The sequence below is a fragment of the Pseudoalteromonas sp. 4NS20-0020 genome (assembly GCF_057554385.1).
On the sequence record NZ_BAAJMI010000003.1, the window covers coordinates 234,339 to 250,609 of the forward strand.

Below are 16,271 nucleotides of genomic sequence, written 5' to 3' on the forward strand. Positions count from 1 at the left end.
AAACACCAAGGAAGCATATGCTTAATGATCAATTTGGTCGGCAGTTTAACTATTTGCGCCTCTCAATTACCGATGTGTGTAACTTTAGTTGCACCTATTGTTTACCAAACGGGTATCAGTGCGATACCCCGCGAAACTTTTTAAATAAAAACGAAATAAACACCTTAGTAAATGCATTTGCGCAATTAGGCACAAAAAAAGTGCGTATTACGGGCGGTGAGCCGTGTTTACGCAGTGACGTAACCGACATTATAAAGCAATGTAAAAACACCCCAGGTATAGAAAAAGTCGCCATAACAACCAATGGATTTAACTTATTTAATAAAATAGATGAGTTTTACAGTGCTGGCCTAGGTGCGCTAAACATTAGTATAGATAGCTTAAACCCGAGCATGTTTAAATTAATTACAGGACACGACAAGCTAACCCATATTTTAAAAGGGATAGACCGGGCGATTGAGCTGGGCATAAAAGATATAAAAATAAATGCAGTGCTGGCTAAGCAATTTAATAAAAACCAATTAAATGATTTTTTAGACTGGGTAAAACATAAAAAAGTAACGGTACGCTTTATTGAATTAATGGAAACAGGTAATGGTGCCACCTTTTTTGAACAAAACCATTTAAGCGGGCAAAGTGTTAAAACGCAGCTTTTAGCACAAGGTTGGTTACAGGTAGTGAGAGGTAAATTAAATGGCCCTGCAGAGGAGTTTTGTCATCCCGATTTTGAGGGTCGCATTGGCTTAATTATGCCCTATAGTAAAGATTTTTGTAAAAGCTGTAACCGATTAAGAGTATCGTCATTAGGCAAATTACATTTGTGCTTGTTTGCCGAGCAGGGAATAGACTTACGCCCGCATTTAAATTCGCAAGATACGCCAGCCACTGTAAACGCAATTCAAGCAGCAATGGGCAATAAAACTATTAGCCATGAGCTTGATAAGCGCTTAACGGGCGCCACAACCCATTTAGCTATGTTGGGCGGCTAAAATGAGCAATAAAGCCGTGTTTACGGGCGTTGTACTCGCTGGTGGGCAATCATCAAGAATGGGCAGCGATAAAGCAATTCTCATTTTAAAAAATAAAACCTTACTGCAAAATGCATGTGAGTTATTAACAGCAGCAGGAGCAAGTGATGTACTTATAAGCCGTAATGTACAAAGTGCTACTGCGCAATACATAGCAGATATATACCCAGGTTCTGGCCCGCTTGGCGGGATTTATTCAACTTTAATGGCGACAGAGCAAGATATACTTGTAAGCGCTGTTGATATGCCATTACTTACTTGCACGTTATTATCGCAAATTGTATCTGCAGCAAGCGATAACCCCCACTTTCAAACAAATCAGTCACAAATACATGCGTGGCACTTTGAAAATGAACCGTTACCCCTGTATATTCGTAACACCCAAAGCGTTAAACGTCATTTAAAACAATTACTCATAAACGCAAATAGTCATAAATCAATTAAACAGTTTACCCGTAGTATTGGTGTGCAAACGCTAAAATGTAATAAAGCGCACGCACTTATTAATACCAACACACCGGCGCAATTTAAAGCTGTTAACGAGCAATTTGACCAACACAAACCTAATTTACTGAGAAGAACCCTATGAGCCACACAACTGAGTCACAAATCGCATTAAACATTGCCGTAATGACAGTAAGCGATACACGCGATGAAATTACGGATACGTCAGGCCATTATTTAATTAAAGCCCTTACTGAAGCAGGCCATCACTTAGCTGATAAAGACATAGTTAAAGATGATGTTTACCAAATGCGAGCAGTTGCATCGCAATGGATTGCCGATGACACCATTCACGCTATTTTAGTAACCGGTGGTACGGGCTTTACCGAGCGCGACTCAACACCAGAGGCATTTGCCCCGTTGTTTGATAAAAGCGTAGATGGATTTGGAGAGCTATTTAGACATATTTCGTACGGCGAAATTGGTAACTCAACTATTCAATCGCGTGCGTTGGCAGGCCTTGCCAATAACACCGTTATTTTTTGTATGCCAGGCTCTACGGGTGCATGTAAAACAGCCTGGACAGGTATTATAAAAGATCAGTTAGACTCAATGCATAAGCCATGTAACTTTGCCCCGCATATTACTATTGGTAAAAAATGCGAATCGCGAGAGCAATAATATGCTGAGCCACGTAGACGAAAATGGCCAAGCAAACATGGTTGATGTATCGTTAAAAGAGGTCACTCTGCGCGATGCATCCGCCGAGGCCTACATTAAAATGAGCAAACAGGCTTTTGAGCAAGTGTTGCTTAATCAAAATAAAAAAGGTGACGTGCTAGGCGTAGCCCGAATTGCGGGTATTCAGGGCGCTAAAAAGTGCGCCGATTTAATTCCGCTTTGTCACCCGCTGGCACTGAGTAAAGTAGCTGTTGATTTTGAGCTTGATGAAGCACATAGCCAAATTAAAGTCACTAGCTACTGTAAATTGGCGGGTAAAACGGGCGTTGAAATGGAAGCACTCACCGCTGTATCTGTGGCGACCCTAACATTATTTGATATGTGTAAAGCCGCCGATCCGCTTATGGAAATACACGGTATGCGTGTAACGCAAAAAGCAGGGGGCAAGCATGGCAGCTGGCAGCGAGACTAATTTAAATAATACGAATGCAGCTGCAGGGCATGTTATCGTACTGTTTTTTGGCCAACTAAAAGAGCGGCTAAAGTGCGACAAGTTAACCGTTGATATAGCGCATACCCTTAGCATTAAAGCGTTTAAACACATGCTGGTTGAGCAAAATCCACATTGGCAGGCATGGCTTGAAGAGCGTGATGTATTGTGTGCGCTTAATCAAACTATGTCATCAAGCGACGAGCTTGTAAAAGCAGGGGATGAACTTGCTTTTTTCCCACCAGTGACAGGTGGCTAATGAGTATAAGCATTAACGTACAAACGCAGGATTTTTCAGTAGGCGAGCAACATGACGCACTTTGCAGTAATAACAAAAGTGATGGTGCCGTAGTGACGTTTACAGGGCTTGTGCGAGAATTTAGCAGCAGCGATAACGTAATCGCCCTTGAGCTTGAACACTACCCAGGTATGACTGAGCAACTACTGCAATCGATAGCCGAGCAAGCCCAAACACGCTGGCAACTTGCCCGCATAAGCATTATTCATCGAGTCGGTTATTTAGCCCTTGGTGAGCAAATTGTATTTGTTGGCGTAACCTCCCGCCACCGCCAAGCCGCGTTTGAAGGCGCACAATTCATAATGGATTACTTAAAAAACCACGCCACGTTTTGGAAAAAAGAGCATTTTAAAGACTCATCAAATTGGGTCGAGTTTAAACAGAGCGACAAGCAAGCACTGGATAAATGGCAAAGTATCGAACAGGATGCAATTAAGTAAATGCATATAATCTCTACCAATATCTCTAAAATAAAAACGGTTGTGCATAAAGGCAAAGAGGTCAAAACCGGTATTTTTAAAACGCCAACCAATGAGCCGGTTGTTATTGAAAAACTAAATATAATAGGTGATGAGCAAGCCGATTTAGTTAATCACGGCGGTATTGATAAGGCGGTTTATGCGTTTTCGCACAATCATTATGATTACTGGAAACGCACCCTTAATAATGATGATTTAGCAGTCGGTTCCTTTGGCGAAAACTTTACAATTTTAGAGCTTGATGAGAAAAATATTCATATAGGCGATCGTATTCGTGTAGGTACAGCACTACTTGAAGTAAGCCAGCCGCGAGTGCCGTGCTTTAAGCTTGCCATTGCACTTAATAATAAACAAAGCCTAAAACTGTTTACTCAGTATTACCACACGGGTGTTTATTTTAGAGTGCTTGAGCAAGGGATGGCTAAAACGGGCGATGCCGTGACTATTGAACATAAAGCCAAACACAACATTTCGGTTAAAACGTTGTTTCAGGCGTTTTTTGATAAACAATACCCAGATTATGAAAGCGTATTATTAGCAGCACTTGAACTCCCCGAGCTTGCACTTGAGTGGCAAACTAAAATTAAAAAGAAGCTTTCATTAGAACTTCACCAATAATTTATTTTAAAATTAAAAGGTGGCTATGCGTGTTTGGCTCATTAGCCTTTTATTTTTACTCACACTCACTCAATTCAATTATTTTTTTAGCCACTGCATACAGTGAACTATGCGATTCCATTGCCTGTTTTTGAAGCTGTTTATGAGCGTGCTCTTCACTTATTTTTAACTGTTCTATTAAAATATATTTAGCTTGATGAATGACTTTTTGTTCGCTTATTAGCTGTTTGGCATCTAATAAAGCTTGGTTTATTTGTTTTATATGTTGTGCTTGCTCGAGTATTAAATCGTACATTGTTTTATTACTACTCAGCTTACTTACCGCCGAATTTGAAGGCTCACCTATTTTAAGAGCGAGTTGTCCATCTGAAACAGGAATATACTCTTGTTCTAGTGAGCTTAATATTTGCTTGTTTGAGTTAAGCTTTCGTTGAGCGCCAGCAATCCGCATCGCTGCGCTATCAATTAAATGGTCGCTAATATTTTGCTCAATTTTATGCATTATATCGATGCGAGTAGTCGTTACCTCATACCACACTTCACTTAACTGAGATAAAGGTTGTGCATTTTGGTCGTCTAGTTTTTGTAGCAGGCTTCTTAGTTGATCAACTTGTTTATTAACCGGGTGCTCTATAAGTGATGAGTAACATTTTAATAAATGATTGTCGGCGTATTCACTAAAGAAGGAAAAACGGTTTTCTTGTTCTTGCATAAAATGAGCAAGTTGCTGTTTTTGTTCACATGAAAACTTACTTTCGGCAAAGGCTTGAGCGCCACAGGCACGCTCTTGTCCTGCATACTCTTTGCCTTGCATAAAGTTAAAATAAGCCACTAAAAGGCGAATAACTTGCGGATCGTTTGCACCATCGGCTGCTTCTAAAATTATATTTAACAAGCCGGCAATTAGGTTTGTAAATGACTGGGTAGCATGAACGGGTGTAATGTTTTGATTCGCTATTTGATAACGAAGCGAGGGTAATGCGTCGAGTGATTGCAAGCTATGAGAAATTAAATTATACAGCCGCGAATGACCATTTAAGGAGGTGTCGGTAATAAAAGTTGTTTTTAAAGAGTCATAAAAATAACGTTGGGTCGTTTGCGTTACCGTTATTTGCTCTTTAAGCTCGCAATTAAATTGTAGGCTTTTAGATGCTAAAAATATATTGCTCATAGCACGTTCTTTTTGCAATTGATGAACAAAGTCGCCTAATTTTGTTAACGACGCACAGCTATTTTGTAATTGTTTTAGCGCGTCTATTTCTTGATATTTAGCCGCAAGTAAAAATTGTTTTGTGAGAGGGTTTGCTGTTTGCATGGAGTTATTTCCGCACTTTTTTGTTTATGAAGTGCAACCTCTATTCCATATATGTAAAGATTTTATTATTCAAATTAAAATCAATTTAAAACAGCTGCTTGTGTATTACTTTAAACTAATAAAGTAAAAACAGATTTATTTTAGCAACACGAAAAGCCCCTTTTTGGTGCATTAAAAAAGAGTTTTGCCACACGGTGTACCGGTATTAAAAAAACGCGCTTATTCCTGGGGAAGAATAAGCTCGGATAGTGCGTTAAGCGTTAACATGTTGCACTAAAAGCGCTGGGTCAATATTCATTGTATGATTAACTACTTCACCAATGATAATGAGCGTTGGCCCCATTAACGTAGCTACTGATTCATTATTCGATATATCGTTAATAGACCCTGTTATTATTTTTTGGTTAGTTGTTGTTGCATTTTCTATTAAGGCAATAGAAGTATTGTCGGGCCAACCTACTGATTTTAAGCCTTTACATAATTCGTTAAGCCTACTCAGCCCCATGTAAACAACAAGTGTTGGGTTGTTTTTACCTTGCATAAATGTGTAATTTTGCCAATTAGGTAACTTTTTAGGATCGGCAAATTGAGCGGTTAAAAAAGTTACACTGCGAGCTACATCACGAGCAGTTAAGGGAATACCTGTATATGCCGATGCAGCGCAAGCGGTTGTCACACCAGGAACAATTGCAAAACTAATATTATTGTGTGTTAGCGCGTCAGCTTCTTCATTTATACGAGCAAAAATGCTCGGGTCGCCGCCTTTTAAGCGCACTACATTTAACCCTTGTTGAGCATACTTAACTAAAAGATCACAAATATTCGCTTGCGACATAGAGTGTTTACCAGCGCGTTTACCTACGAATACTCGCTGTGCTTTTTTAGGTAATGTGCTTAATAAATCTTCACTTACTAGCCAGTCATACAAAATAATATCGGCAGATTGAATTAATCGCTGAGCTTTAACAGTAATTAGCTCGGCATCGCCTGGGCCCGCACCAATAATATAAACATGGCCATTTTTAGCCTTTTTGTCGGTAAACTTAACCCCATTGGTTAGCTTGTTAATTACCTTGTTTAACCAGATGTTTTCAACACCCGAAAAATAAGAGAGCACACTCATAATTATTCCTCTAAGCTGCAGCTGCTATTGCTTTAGGCTCAGCGTTTATAAATACGTTGCCGTCTTCAATTTTAATATCAAACACGGGGACTTGAATTGACTCATCTTCAAGACATTGGCCTGTTTTTAAACAGAAATGCTGTTTATATAAAGGTGAAGCCACAACAAATTTATTACTGAAAGAGCCAATAATTCCGCGCGATAACACATTAGCTTTACCGATAGGATCATAGTTACCGACTGCGAATAAAGGGCATTCATTTTGTGGTAGGTAAAAAATAGCCACTTGTTGGTTTTTAACTAGTGCGCATACGCCGCTGTTAGCAACAAGGCAATCGGTTGTTCCAATATTATGCCAAGACATCAGCTTGCTCCTCTTGTATTTCTGTTACCGCAATACGGTTTTGAGTTATCTGTTGTTCGCGTTTTTCAGCGTCTGTGGCTGGGCGAATTTGATTACGTTCTTGCACAAACAAAATGTTGTCATCGGTTTGTGGGCTATTAACAAATTGGCGAAAGCGTTTTGTTGCTTCTGGATTGTCTACTGTTTTTTTCCACTCACATGCGTATGTATTCGCTACCAAATCCATTTGTTCTTCAAGCTCTTGGCAAATACCTAAACTGTCGTTAATCACTACACTTTTGAGATAATCAAGGCCGCCCTCTAAGTTCTCCATCCATACTGAAGTACGCTGTAACTTGTCGGCGGTTTTTATGTAAAACATCAATACACGGTCAATGTATTTTATAAGTGTGGTTGTATCTAAGTCGGTAGCAAATAAGTCAGCATGGCGAGGGCGCATGCCACCGTTACCACACACGTATAAGTTCCAGCCATTTTCAGTTGCTATGATACCAATGTCTTTACTTTGTGCTTCAGCACATTCGCGGGTACAACCTGACACTGCCATTTTAATTTTATGAGGAGAGCGCAATCCTTTATAACGGTTTTCGATATCTATGGCATGACCTACACTGTCTTGTACGCCATAACGACACCATGTACTTCCTACGCAGGACTTAACCGTTCTCAGAGATTTACCATAAGCATGACCTGTCTCAAAGCCAGCTTCAATGAGTCTTTCCCAAATAACAGGCAGTTCTTCTAATCGTGCACCAAATAAATCGATGCGTTGTCCGCCAGTCACTTTACAATAAAGATTAAAGTCTTTAGCTACTTGACCGATGACAATGAGTTTGTCGGGTGTAATTTCACCACCAGCAATACGCGGTACAACAGAGTAAGAGCCGTCTTTTTGCATATTGGCAAGGAAGGTGTCGTTTGTATCTTGAAGACCTACATGTGTTGGCTCTAGGATAAAATCGTTCCATGTTGAGGCTAAAATAGAGGCCACTGCGGGTTTACATATTTCACAGCCATGGCCGCTGCCATGTTTAGCTATTAAATCATCAAAGGTTTTGATGCTTTCTACTTTAACCACATGGAGTAATTCTTGACGCGAATACGCGAAGTGCTCACAGAGGTGATTATTTACTTCAACGCCTCGACTTGCCAGTTCGTCGTCAACTACCGATTTAAGTAACGCTGCACAACCACCGCAACCGCTGGCAGCTTTGGTGCATGATTTAACTGAGGCTAAATCGCATGAGCCACCATCAATAGCTCCCACAATGTCGCCTTTACTCACGTTATGACACGAACAAATAGTGGCTGTATCGGGTAGGGCGCTGCCCGCAAGAGAAGGGGCGCCGGCGCTATCTGGTAAAATTAAACATTCAGGGTGCTCTGGTAAGTCCATGTCGTTTAACATGTATTGAAGTAGCGTATCGTAATCACTGGTATCGCCAACAAGGACAGCGCCTAAAAGCTTATCGCCAGTTTCATTTAAAATAATTTTTTTGTAGCAATCTCTAATTGGATCTTGATAAATGAGCTCTTTGCAGTTGGACGTTTTTGCATGTGCATCACCAATAGATCCTACTTCTACACCTAGTAGTTTTAATTTAGTGCTCATATCTGCACCTAAAAACTCAAGCTCGCCGCCACTTAGCTGGCTTGCTGCAACGCGAGCCATGTTGTAACCCGGCGCCACTAAGCCAAATAACTTTTTGTCCCATAGGGCACATTCGCCAATAGCCAAAATATCAGGGTCTGATGTTTGGCACTGGTTATTGATGACTATACCGCCACGCTCCCCAAGCTCTAGATCAGCCACTTTACCTAGCTGATCATAAGGACGAATACCGGCAGAGAATAAAATTAAGTCGGTTTCTAAAAAAGTGTCGTCTGAAAAATTTAATCTAAACCGGCCAGTTTCACCTTTAACTATTTCGCTGGTCGCTTTTGATGTATGAACAGTCACACCCAATTTTTCTATTTTATTTTTTAATAGCGTGCCGCCTTGCTCGTCTAGCTGGACAGCCATAAGCTGCGGCGCAAATTCAACAACATGTGTATCAAGTCCTAATTGTTTAATGGCGTTCGCGGCTTCAAGTCCTAATAAACCACCACCAATAACTACACCACTTTTACTGGCTGCGGCACTGGCTTTTATTTGCTCTAAATCCTCTAGGGTGCGATAAACTAAACAATGTGGTTGATCGTTTCCCTTAATCGGCGGCACAAACGGGAACGAGCCCGTAGCAAGTACAAGCTTATCGTACGGGTATTGATCGCCTGTTTGAGTATTAACAACTTTGTTTACTCTATCTATGCCTTCAACCCATTGGTTAGTGAATACATTAATATTGAGTTGTTGATAATTTTCTAAAGTTGTTAGGGCTAAATCGTTTGCTGTTTTACCATCAAATACGCTTGATAAATAAACACGGTCGTAAGCTAGATTTGCTTCACCACACAAAACAGTGATGTTTGCGTTAGCATCGCTTTGGCGCATTTTTTCTACAAAATGATGTCCGACCATACCATTGCCAATTATTAGTATTTTTTGCGCGGTTTGCATTAGGCATTCCTTCAGTGACGGTTTAAATTTTACACACAAAAAAGCCCGTCACGATTGTAATTAAATACAATTGTGTACGGGCCTCTTTGCCTCTGGTTGCTTTTTCAACCAATATGTATGCCGTTAATTAACGTGCTTAGTGTTCAATAAAGCAATAACCTAGCCATAAGTTTAAGTAGTTGATTAATAGTGATATTAATGTGCTTTTAGGATTTAGAGATTTAAAAACGAACACTTTAGGTGCAAGGTTAGTACTAATTAGTGCAGTAAAAAATATATTTAATGTTTTGAAAATGAGTGAGAGTTATCCCCATTGTTTTGTTAAATTGTGGGAGATACTCATATGGGTGTGTTGCGTGCAACATCCATTTAACCAGTGATAAGCGCTAACGTGTTTTTTAGCTATGTAGTTAACTATTAATGAAAGCGAGCAGGGTAATCATAGTTATATAGAAGCCAACGCCTAGCGCAATAAGCGGCACTACTTTTTTGGATTTCCTTTGTTTAAAACTAGCATAATCTTTAAATTCCATTTTATAGCTTCCAAACGTTGTAACTTTTAAGAGCATACAACCTGTTGCATAAAACAAGAAACCGAAGGCTGTTTCAATTAAAAGCCATAAAAATATATCTGTAACAATGCTCATTTTTCCGCCTTAATCAAAAGCTCAGCTAATTAGCGTAAACCAATAATAGTAAAGCATAGTTATTGGTAAAAAATAATACTTAAATTGTAAGTAAACATGCGAGTGTATTCTCTCACATTTTGCAAAATGCAAACTTGTCAATTGCAAACTGCATTAGGATTATACTGAATTTATTTTATTTATAATAAATTCATAAAGTTAAGTTTTGGAATAGACCCTGCAACAGTTTAATTACTTAACTTTTTAAGGGCTAAATTATGAAACTAAATAAACTTGCAACAGCATGCTTAGTTATATTTCCATGCGCTGTGCTCAGTCAACCATTCGAGTCCTGCCCTAGCCAGGCATTTTTAATGCAAGATGCTAACGCGCAACTATACGGAATAGATTTAGTTTCAGCTAAACCTACCGTTTTAGCATCGCAGCTAACGTTCGCTAACGAATTAAATACTAACAGCGTTAACGCAGTTGGTTTTAATTATAAAGATCAATACATGTACGGTTACAGTAAGCAAACGCCTGGTAGCGTAGTGCAGCTTGGCAGCAACTACGAAATGAAGCGGCTAAACGTACAAGGTTTACCTGCCACTAATTTTTACGTCGGTGATATACAAGTTGTAGGTGAGGGCAATGACCAACGAGCTACCTATTATGTTTATCATCCTAACTTTGGCCTATATGGTATTAATTTAGATGGTGACTTAGATGCATCTATTACGGCAAGTTTATTAACCAATACAAACACTTGGAAATTGTCTATTTATGACTTTGCCTTTCACCCAGCTAGTAACCTTTTATATGCGGTTGAGCCAAATGGCAATTTATACGAAATAGATATTGCAGCAAATACCCATACGTTAATTACTCAAGTTGATGTAGGCGATGATACTGGCGCATTTGGCGCGGCTTATTTTGATGTGAAGGGCCAGTTTTATTTTAGTAACAATAAAAGCGGTAAAATTCATAAAGTTGATTTAAGTGTTAGCCCAGTCGTTGGCTACACCCCGGTGGCAAATGTGTTTACATCGGGGCCTAAATCAAGTCAAAACGACGGTGCGCGCTGTGCCATTGCCGAAGTAAAAGTAACTGATAGCTCAATTGATTTTGGTGACGCGCCAGCACCTTACAACACAAGCCTTGAGCAAAGTGGTGCAAGGCATTTATTTGACCCTGATAGTACCGGCTCAGATTTAATTTATTTAGGAAGCTCGGTGGATGGTGAAAACATTAATACCAATGCCGATTTACTACTGTCTCCTATTGATGATTCAGACGATGGCGTAAGCTTTGTAACGGCGATTTCAGCAGGACAAGACTCGCAAATTATTGTTAACGCGTCTACTTCTGGCTTTTTATATGCGTGGTTTGATTGGGACCAAAATGGCCGTTTTACTGAAGACGAAAGAATGGTAACTAAACGCGCCATAAATGAAGGCGATAACAGCATTTTAATCACGGTGCCAAGTAACACCAAAGCGGGCCAAACATGGGCTCGATTCAGAGTCACCGATGGCACAGAGGCGTCGCTTATCACGGCAACAGGCGGTGTGCTGGGCGGCGAAGTAGAAGATTACGAAATTACCACTTATGCAAGCGCTGTTTACCCTGGCGAAAATGATTGGGTAACCCTTGCTTTTGAGGATAGATGGCCGTTTGCAGGTGATTACGACTTTAATGATCTAGTGCTCAATTACAGAACCACACAGCTTATGGAAGGGAGTAATGTGGTTGGCTATAAAATTGATGGTCAACTAATTGGTATTGGAGCCACATACCATAATGGCTTTGCTGTGAGATTAAAAGAAACTGTCAATAATACCACTCACACTATTTTACGAGACGAAGTCGATGAAGATGCAATTAGCTTTATTATTGACGGGCAACCGCAAACAGCGAGTCCTTTGGAGGCAGGTAGAAACGAAGCTATCCTCATTTTCATGCAAGATACTTGGGCTCACGTTTCAAAAGAGTCGGGCTGTAGTTACTTTAGAACAGAAGATAATTGCGATGAAAACGTAAAAGTTACCTTTAGCATGAGCATTCCTTTAAAAGAACCAAAAGCGAAAAGTGCATCTCCCGGTACGCTACTTGACCCGTTTATTTTTGCAACTAATGGCTTTTACCACGGTGATTTTTTAGTCGGTAAAAACGCCCGAGGATGGGAAGTACACATTAAAAACCAGGCACCAACTGAAGCGTTTGATACATCACTTTACAGCGTTACAAACGCAGATGATGCCAGCGTACAAAGCAATGGCTTGTATTTTCTTAACGAAAACGGTTTACCGTGGGCAATGGAGGTCGGTATGCAATGGCTGCATCCCCTTGAAGGGGTAGACATAACCGACGCTTACGGTAGTTTTGCTGACTTTGCTCAATCATCGGGTAAACAAAAGCCAACGTGGTTTAACGATTACAGTATTAGTAATGTTGTTGTAAGAGGGGAACAGTAATGAAAAAAACACTATTAATTTTATCACTATCAATAGGGTTAACAGCATGTGGCGGCGGTGGTTCAGAAGAGACAAAAGCACCAGCAGTCGCGACGGTATCTTCTACCTCTACTCCAGCAAATAATCCAACAGGGATTAACGCAATCACAGTTGATAACGAATTTAATTTATCTACTAAGTATTCACTTGATGTTGATGTTGACCTAGGGATGGGCGATGTAAGAGCCTACTTAAATGTGTGCCAAAAAAAGGTGGCATCTCAACGAGCAGATTATAACAACTGTATTTACAGAGGGCCTCTTAGTAATACCGCTCTCGATACGCAATTAGTGTTAAGCAATCAAGATATTGAACTGATTGCTGAAATTTGGTTTTACGATGAGTCGACCGAACCGCTTTTATTCACTTGGCAGTACGAACCTGCTCAAGCACAACAACAGTTTGTTATCAGATAATAGTTATTAAAATGGCTAGGTTTAAAAAGTAATGTCAAATATCCCAGAAAGTAATAATCCGCACTATTTAGTTTTGCGGATTATTTTTATATGTGCAGCAGTCGTATTTATCTTACTCGCGTTTAATCCCTTAACTAGCTTTTATGCCGATGTATTTTCATCTTTACGAATACAGATGTTAATTGCGGCGTTTATGTGCGGGGGCGCACTTATGTTGTTAAAGCTGTACAAATTATCTGCAGTGGTGATCCTACTTTGCGCGCTGGGGCTAGGCCCTATTTTGGTGTCTTTTCCCGTAACATCGCCTGTTAATTCAGAGGCTTTATCAATCAAGCAAATTAATGTTAATTATAGTAATAAATACCTTTCAACACATTTACTGAGTTTGCGTGATGAAAATTGGGATGTGCTTATTTTACAGGAATTTAGTGATAAAAATCGCCACCTGTTAACTCAATTTATAACCACTACCGATATGTTTGGTTATGAGGAGGTTGAGGGAATACCCTATGGTATGGTTGTTTTATCGCGAATACCTATGGTTTATAAGCAACAAGTTAAATTAGATGGCGACAAGTTAGGGTATTTAAAACTTAAGTTTATGGTGGGTAATACGGTGTTGACTACGTTTATTGCGCACCCGCCTTCACCACGCTCTAAACGTCATTGGCAAAATAGAAATACGCTATTGGCGGCATTAAAGCTTTCAACACAAAATGAAAAGGGCGCATGGCTCGTCGCCGGGGATTTAAATGTAGTACCTTGGTCTTCATATTTTGAGTGGCAGCAAGCTCAAACCTGCTTTGGGCAACATCGATACTCAAGCTTTATGCCTTTTAAAAAAGGGCACTCTATTTTGACTGGCTTACCTATAGATCACTGTGTAATGAGCGAACAAGTTTTATTACAAAGCCTAGTGGTCACGGACTTTAAAGGCAGTGATCACAAAATGTTAAGCTATAAAATAAGTCTAAAATAAAAGGCGCTCAATATAATAAGCGCCTTTTTAACCTTAGTGTTTTACATGTATTTTAAATTTATTTAATAGACTGTTTTATGTCATGTACTAAGTGTTGAAGATTTCGCCTATGGGGAAACAATAAAAATGCAGCAGTGGCTAAGCAAAAAGCTTTAAACTTATAACCTATTTCTCGGTAGTATTCGCTATAACATTCGAGCATTCTGGCTTTGGCTTTAAACCGAGAAACCACGCCAATATCGTTTTTACAGCGATCTATTATTATTTGCATCGCAGTTAAACGGTTTTGTCTGTTGGCAGTAATAGAGCCTGCTCTCATTAAATAGCCCATTGATACCTGATTCGAAAAAGCCACATTACCAATACGTGCTAGCTTAAGCCAACAATCCCAATCGCTTGCGCTATTGAGTGATTGATCAAACTTACCTACATAACAAATGGCTGATTTTTTCACCACAACAGACGAGGTACCTATAACGTTTGCAAACAGCAGTAAATCCATTGGTGATTTAAGGTTTTGGTAACCCTCAGTGTTCCAATTAATAAATTTTGTAAACTCAGGCCAATAGGAAAAACAATCAATAATGGGTTCGTACTGCTCATTAACATGCATGTAATTGGTAAAGCTCAGCACACAATCACGATTATTTTGCATGTAGGTAACCTGGTTAAATAATTTATCTTCAGTCCAGTAATCGTCAGCATCTAAAAAAGCAATATAGTCGCCTTTGGCAAGTTCAATGGCTTTATTTCTGACACTAACAACCCCGCAGTTTTGCTGCTTTATAACGCGCATATTAGGAAGTGATTGTTGTAACTTATTTAACCATTCAACGCTTCCATCAGTTGACCCATCATCAATAATAAGTATTTCACACTCAATATTATGCTGCCTAACAACACTTGAAATAGCCTTTGCCAAATACTGCTTACAGTTAAAGTTAGGAATAATAACGCTTACCTGAATACTCATAGTACTCACCTTTTGTGTTTTTCATTAACGTTAACTACGCAAGATAAGCGCCAACCATTAATAGGCATTTGCGGGCTGTTTTTTGTTTTATGATTTGCAAATTGCGATAAGCCTTCGCAAATTGACTTTTTATAGGGGGTTTTTAGCGTTTTATGCCGGGCACAGATTTTGCGATGTAACCGTTAAGTTTATTAGGAGTTTTAACTATGAAACATATTGGTATCGTTGTCCCTAGCTTCCACATACCTTCAGAAACGTTTGTTGTAACTGAAATTAACGCGCTGGTGAATGCAGGGCATAGAGTGACCGTACTGACGTTTGAAAATTTAAATTACTGTGTTCATTTAAATAAAAATGTGCAGGTGATTGTTATTAAAAAATCAACACCATCGGCAGTTAACACACTACTCAAAAGCCCACTAATGGCAGTAAAAGGCGGTGTTATTGCAAGTCGTTTTAAGTCTATTTCGGCCATGTCTTTAATGGGCTACGGGTTAAATATTGCTGAAATCATTCGTGCAAAAAAAATCTCTCATATCCATTGTCATTTTATGCATGCACCACTGGCTTACTCCATTATCGCTAGCAAAATAGCTGGCGTGAGTGTGTCATCCATTGGCCACGGTCACGATGTTTATGTGAATGATGATGATTTAAAGCTTAAATTATCGTTGTGCGACTTTTCAGTTGCGGTATGTAAAGACATGGCTGTAAAACTGAGTAAATACAGCGCAGGAAAAATACAGCTACTGCATTGTGGTATTGATTTGAGCTTGTTTAATAATAAACCAAATCGATTAACAGAATCGGTTAACCTTATTTTTGTTGGTCGGTTAATTGAAAAAAAGGGGTTGCAATTTTTACTTCCGGCAATCAAAAAAATTAGCAAAAAACATTCAATCACACTAGATATAGTAGGCGATGGCCCTTTACTAAATGACCTAAAATATTTTTGCGAACAGCTAGGCATTACGAATGAGGTCAACTTTTTAGGCTCGAAAAGTCCACAGTGGTTAGCAATAAACACCAGCAATTATTCGGCTTTAATTGCGCCGTTTTGCGTGTCTAAAAATGGCGATCGCGACACGGGGCCGGTTGTACTTAAAGAAGCCATGGCCAGCGGTATACCTGTTTTAACTACTGAGCTAATGGGGGCAAAAGAAATTGTAAATGACGATGTTGGCGCTAAATGTGCGCCTTCAAGTATTACTGGTATTGAGCAAATGCTTAATGACTTTTGTGCACTAACGCCTTACCAGCGCTACGAAAAAGGGCTAAATGCAAAAAGGTTAGCGACAAAACGCTTTAATGCAAATTCGCAAGCCAAAAAGTTATCTCATTGGGTTCAAGGGATATAGGTGCTG

Annotated in this window: 17 protein-coding genes; 11 read left to right on the plus strand and 6 right to left on the minus strand. The window is 39.6% G+C overall.

Annotated features, from left to right (window positions below):
• Positions 1-17 precede the first annotated feature (17 nt).
• The 7 genes from moaA to AC27JL_RS08315 are packed head-to-tail and all read left to right on the plus strand — an operon-like array spanning position 18 to position 4,038.
• Positions 18-989 (plus strand): GTP 3',8-cyclase MoaA, encoded by a 972-nt coding sequence (moaA, locus tag AC27JL_RS08285; protein ID WP_487195361.1) that lies wholly within the window; start codon positions 18-20, stop codon positions 987-989.
• A 1-nt stretch (position 990) separates the two neighbouring features.
• Complete coding sequence (locus tag AC27JL_RS08290) at positions 991-1,617, plus strand: molybdenum cofactor guanylyltransferase (RefSeq protein ID WP_487195362.1); 627 nt, start codon at positions 991-993, stop codon at positions 1,615-1,617.
• A complete protein-coding gene (gene moaB, locus AC27JL_RS08295; RefSeq protein ID WP_004587753.1) occupies positions 1,614-2,153 on the plus strand; it encodes a molybdenum cofactor biosynthesis protein B in 540 nt (179 codons plus the stop codon). Before AC27JL_RS08290 ends, moaB begins: the two co-directional genes overlap by 4 nt.
• Before the next feature lies 1 nt (position 2,154).
• On the plus strand, positions 2,155-2,625 hold the full coding sequence (moaC, locus tag AC27JL_RS08300) for a cyclic pyranopterin monophosphate synthase MoaC (RefSeq protein ID WP_006794371.1): 471 nt from the start codon (positions 2,155-2,157) through the stop codon (positions 2,623-2,625).
• Positions 2,603-2,902, plus strand: coding sequence for a MoaD/ThiS family protein (locus tag AC27JL_RS08305; RefSeq protein ID WP_006794370.1), 300 nt, complete (start codon positions 2,603-2,605; stop codon positions 2,900-2,902). The genes moaC and AC27JL_RS08305 overlap by 23 nt, the downstream gene beginning before the upstream one ends.
• Positions 2,902-3,381 carry a molybdopterin synthase catalytic subunit MoaE gene (moaE, locus tag AC27JL_RS08310; protein ID WP_487195363.1) on the plus strand — a complete coding sequence of 160 codons (480 nt, stop codon included), beginning with the start codon at positions 2,902-2,904 and terminating at the stop codon, positions 3,379-3,381. Before AC27JL_RS08305 ends, moaE begins: the two co-directional genes overlap by 1 nt.
• Positions 3,382-4,038, plus strand: coding sequence for an MOSC domain-containing protein (locus AC27JL_RS08315; protein ID WP_487195364.1), 657 nt, complete (start codon positions 3,382-3,384; stop codon positions 4,036-4,038). It begins immediately after the preceding gene.
• Positions 4,039-4,093: 55 nt separating this feature from the next.
• Here AC27JL_RS08315 and AC27JL_RS08320 read toward each other — a convergent pair whose 3' ends face one another.
• The 5 genes from AC27JL_RS08320 to AC27JL_RS08340 all read right to left on the minus strand — a co-directional run bounded on the left by AC27JL_RS08320 (position 4,094) and on the right by AC27JL_RS08340 (position 10,047).
• Positions 4,094-5,353 carry a nitrate- and nitrite sensing domain-containing protein gene (locus tag AC27JL_RS08320; RefSeq protein ID WP_008131277.1) on the minus strand — a complete coding sequence of 420 codons (1,260 nt, stop codon included), beginning with the start codon at positions 5,351-5,353 and terminating at the stop codon, positions 4,094-4,096.
• Between the two features lie 253 nt (positions 5,354-5,606).
• Positions 5,607-6,476, minus strand: a complete 870-nt coding sequence (gene cobA, locus AC27JL_RS08325) for a uroporphyrinogen-III C-methyltransferase (RefSeq protein ID WP_487195365.1) — start codon at positions 6,474-6,476, stop codon at positions 5,607-5,609.
• A 10-nt stretch (positions 6,477-6,486) separates the two neighbouring features.
• Positions 6,487-6,840 carry a nitrite reductase small subunit NirD gene (gene nirD, locus AC27JL_RS08330; RefSeq protein ID WP_039037162.1) on the minus strand — a complete coding sequence of 118 codons (354 nt, stop codon included), beginning with the start codon at positions 6,838-6,840 and terminating at the stop codon, positions 6,487-6,489.
• Positions 6,827-9,400 carry a nitrite reductase large subunit NirB gene (nirB, locus tag AC27JL_RS08335; protein WP_487195366.1) on the minus strand — a complete coding sequence of 858 codons (2,574 nt, stop codon included), beginning with the start codon at positions 9,398-9,400 and terminating at the stop codon, positions 6,827-6,829. Before nirB ends, nirD begins: the two co-directional genes overlap by 14 nt.
• Before the next feature lie 410 nt (positions 9,401-9,810).
• Positions 9,811-10,047, minus strand: a complete 237-nt coding sequence (locus tag AC27JL_RS08340; RefSeq protein WP_487195367.1) for a hypothetical protein — start codon at positions 10,045-10,047, stop codon at positions 9,811-9,813.
• Between the two features lie 257 nt (positions 10,048-10,304).
• On the opposite strand from AC27JL_RS08340, the gene AC27JL_RS08345 reads away from it, so the two are divergent.
• From AC27JL_RS08345 to AC27JL_RS08355, 3 genes are read left to right on the plus strand one after another with little or no spacing between them, the layout of a single operon-like run.
• Positions 10,305-12,500 carry an LruC domain-containing protein gene (locus AC27JL_RS08345; protein ID WP_487195368.1) on the plus strand — a complete coding sequence of 732 codons (2,196 nt, stop codon included), beginning with the start codon at positions 10,305-10,307 and terminating at the stop codon, positions 12,498-12,500.
• Complete coding sequence (locus AC27JL_RS08350) at positions 12,500-12,955, plus strand: hypothetical protein (protein WP_487195369.1); 456 nt, start codon at positions 12,500-12,502, stop codon at positions 12,953-12,955. The genes AC27JL_RS08345 and AC27JL_RS08350 overlap by 1 nt, the downstream gene beginning before the upstream one ends.
• Before the next feature lie 31 nt (positions 12,956-12,986).
• A complete protein-coding gene (locus AC27JL_RS08355; protein ID WP_487195370.1) occupies positions 12,987-13,934 on the plus strand; it encodes an endonuclease/exonuclease/phosphatase family protein in 948 nt (315 codons plus the stop codon).
• Between the two features lie 58 nt (positions 13,935-13,992).
• On the opposite strand, the gene AC27JL_RS08360 is transcribed toward AC27JL_RS08355, so the two are convergent.
• Entirely contained in the window at positions 13,993-14,907 is a 915-nt protein-coding gene (locus AC27JL_RS08360) for a glycosyltransferase family 2 protein (protein WP_010556337.1), read from the minus strand.
• 206 nt (positions 14,908-15,113) lie between these two features.
• On the opposite strand from AC27JL_RS08360, the gene AC27JL_RS08365 reads away from it, so the two are divergent.
• Positions 15,114-16,265 (plus strand): glycosyltransferase, encoded by a 1,152-nt coding sequence (locus tag AC27JL_RS08365; RefSeq protein ID WP_487195371.1) that lies wholly within the window; start codon positions 15,114-15,116, stop codon positions 16,263-16,265.
• Positions 16,266-16,271 lie beyond the last annotated feature (6 nt).

Coding starts and splice junctions, on each gene's coding strand:
- AC27JL_RS08320 (WP_008131277.1), bottom strand. CDS start 5,353: ATGCAAACAGCAAACCCTCTCACAAAACAATTTTTACTTGCGGCTAAA.
- AC27JL_RS08365 (WP_487195371.1), top strand. CDS start 15,114: ATGAAACATATTGGTATCGTTGTCCCTAGCTTCCACATACCTTCAGAA.
- moaC (WP_006794371.1), top strand. CDS start 2,155: ATGCTGAGCCACGTAGACGAAAATGGCCAAGCAAACATGGTTGATGTA.
- AC27JL_RS08305 (WP_006794370.1), top strand. CDS start 2,603: ATGGCAGCTGGCAGCGAGACTAATTTAAATAATACGAATGCAGCTGCA.
- nirB (WP_487195366.1), bottom strand. CDS start 9,400: ATGCAAACCGCGCAAAAAATACTAATAATTGGCAATGGTATGGTCGGA.
- AC27JL_RS08290 (WP_487195362.1), top strand. CDS start 991: ATGAGCAATAAAGCCGTGTTTACGGGCGTTGTACTCGCTGGTGGGCAA.
- AC27JL_RS08360 (WP_010556337.1), bottom strand. CDS start 14,907: ATGAGTATTCAGGTAAGCGTTATTATTCCTAACTTTAACTGTAAGCAG.
- moaE (WP_487195363.1), top strand. CDS start 2,902: ATGAGTATAAGCATTAACGTACAAACGCAGGATTTTTCAGTAGGCGAG.
- AC27JL_RS08345 (WP_487195368.1), top strand. CDS start 10,305: ATGAAACTAAATAAACTTGCAACAGCATGCTTAGTTATATTTCCATGC.
- cobA (WP_487195365.1), bottom strand. CDS start 6,476: ATGAGTGTGCTCTCTTATTTTTCGGGTGTTGAAAACATCTGGTTAAAC.
- moaA (WP_487195361.1), top strand. CDS start 18: ATGCTTAATGATCAATTTGGTCGGCAGTTTAACTATTTGCGCCTCTCA.
- AC27JL_RS08350 (WP_487195369.1), top strand. CDS start 12,500: ATGAAAAAAACACTATTAATTTTATCACTATCAATAGGGTTAACAGCA.
- AC27JL_RS08315 (WP_487195364.1), top strand. CDS start 3,382: ATGCATATAATCTCTACCAATATCTCTAAAATAAAAACGGTTGTGCAT.
- moaB (WP_004587753.1), top strand. CDS start 1,614: ATGAGCCACACAACTGAGTCACAAATCGCATTAAACATTGCCGTAATG.
- AC27JL_RS08340 (WP_487195367.1), bottom strand. CDS start 10,047: ATGAGCATTGTTACAGATATATTTTTATGGCTTTTAATTGAAACAGCC.
- nirD (WP_039037162.1), bottom strand. CDS start 6,840: ATGTCTTGGCATAATATTGGAACAACCGATTGCCTTGTTGCTAACAGC.
- AC27JL_RS08355 (WP_487195370.1), top strand. CDS start 12,987: ATGTCAAATATCCCAGAAAGTAATAATCCGCACTATTTAGTTTTGCGG.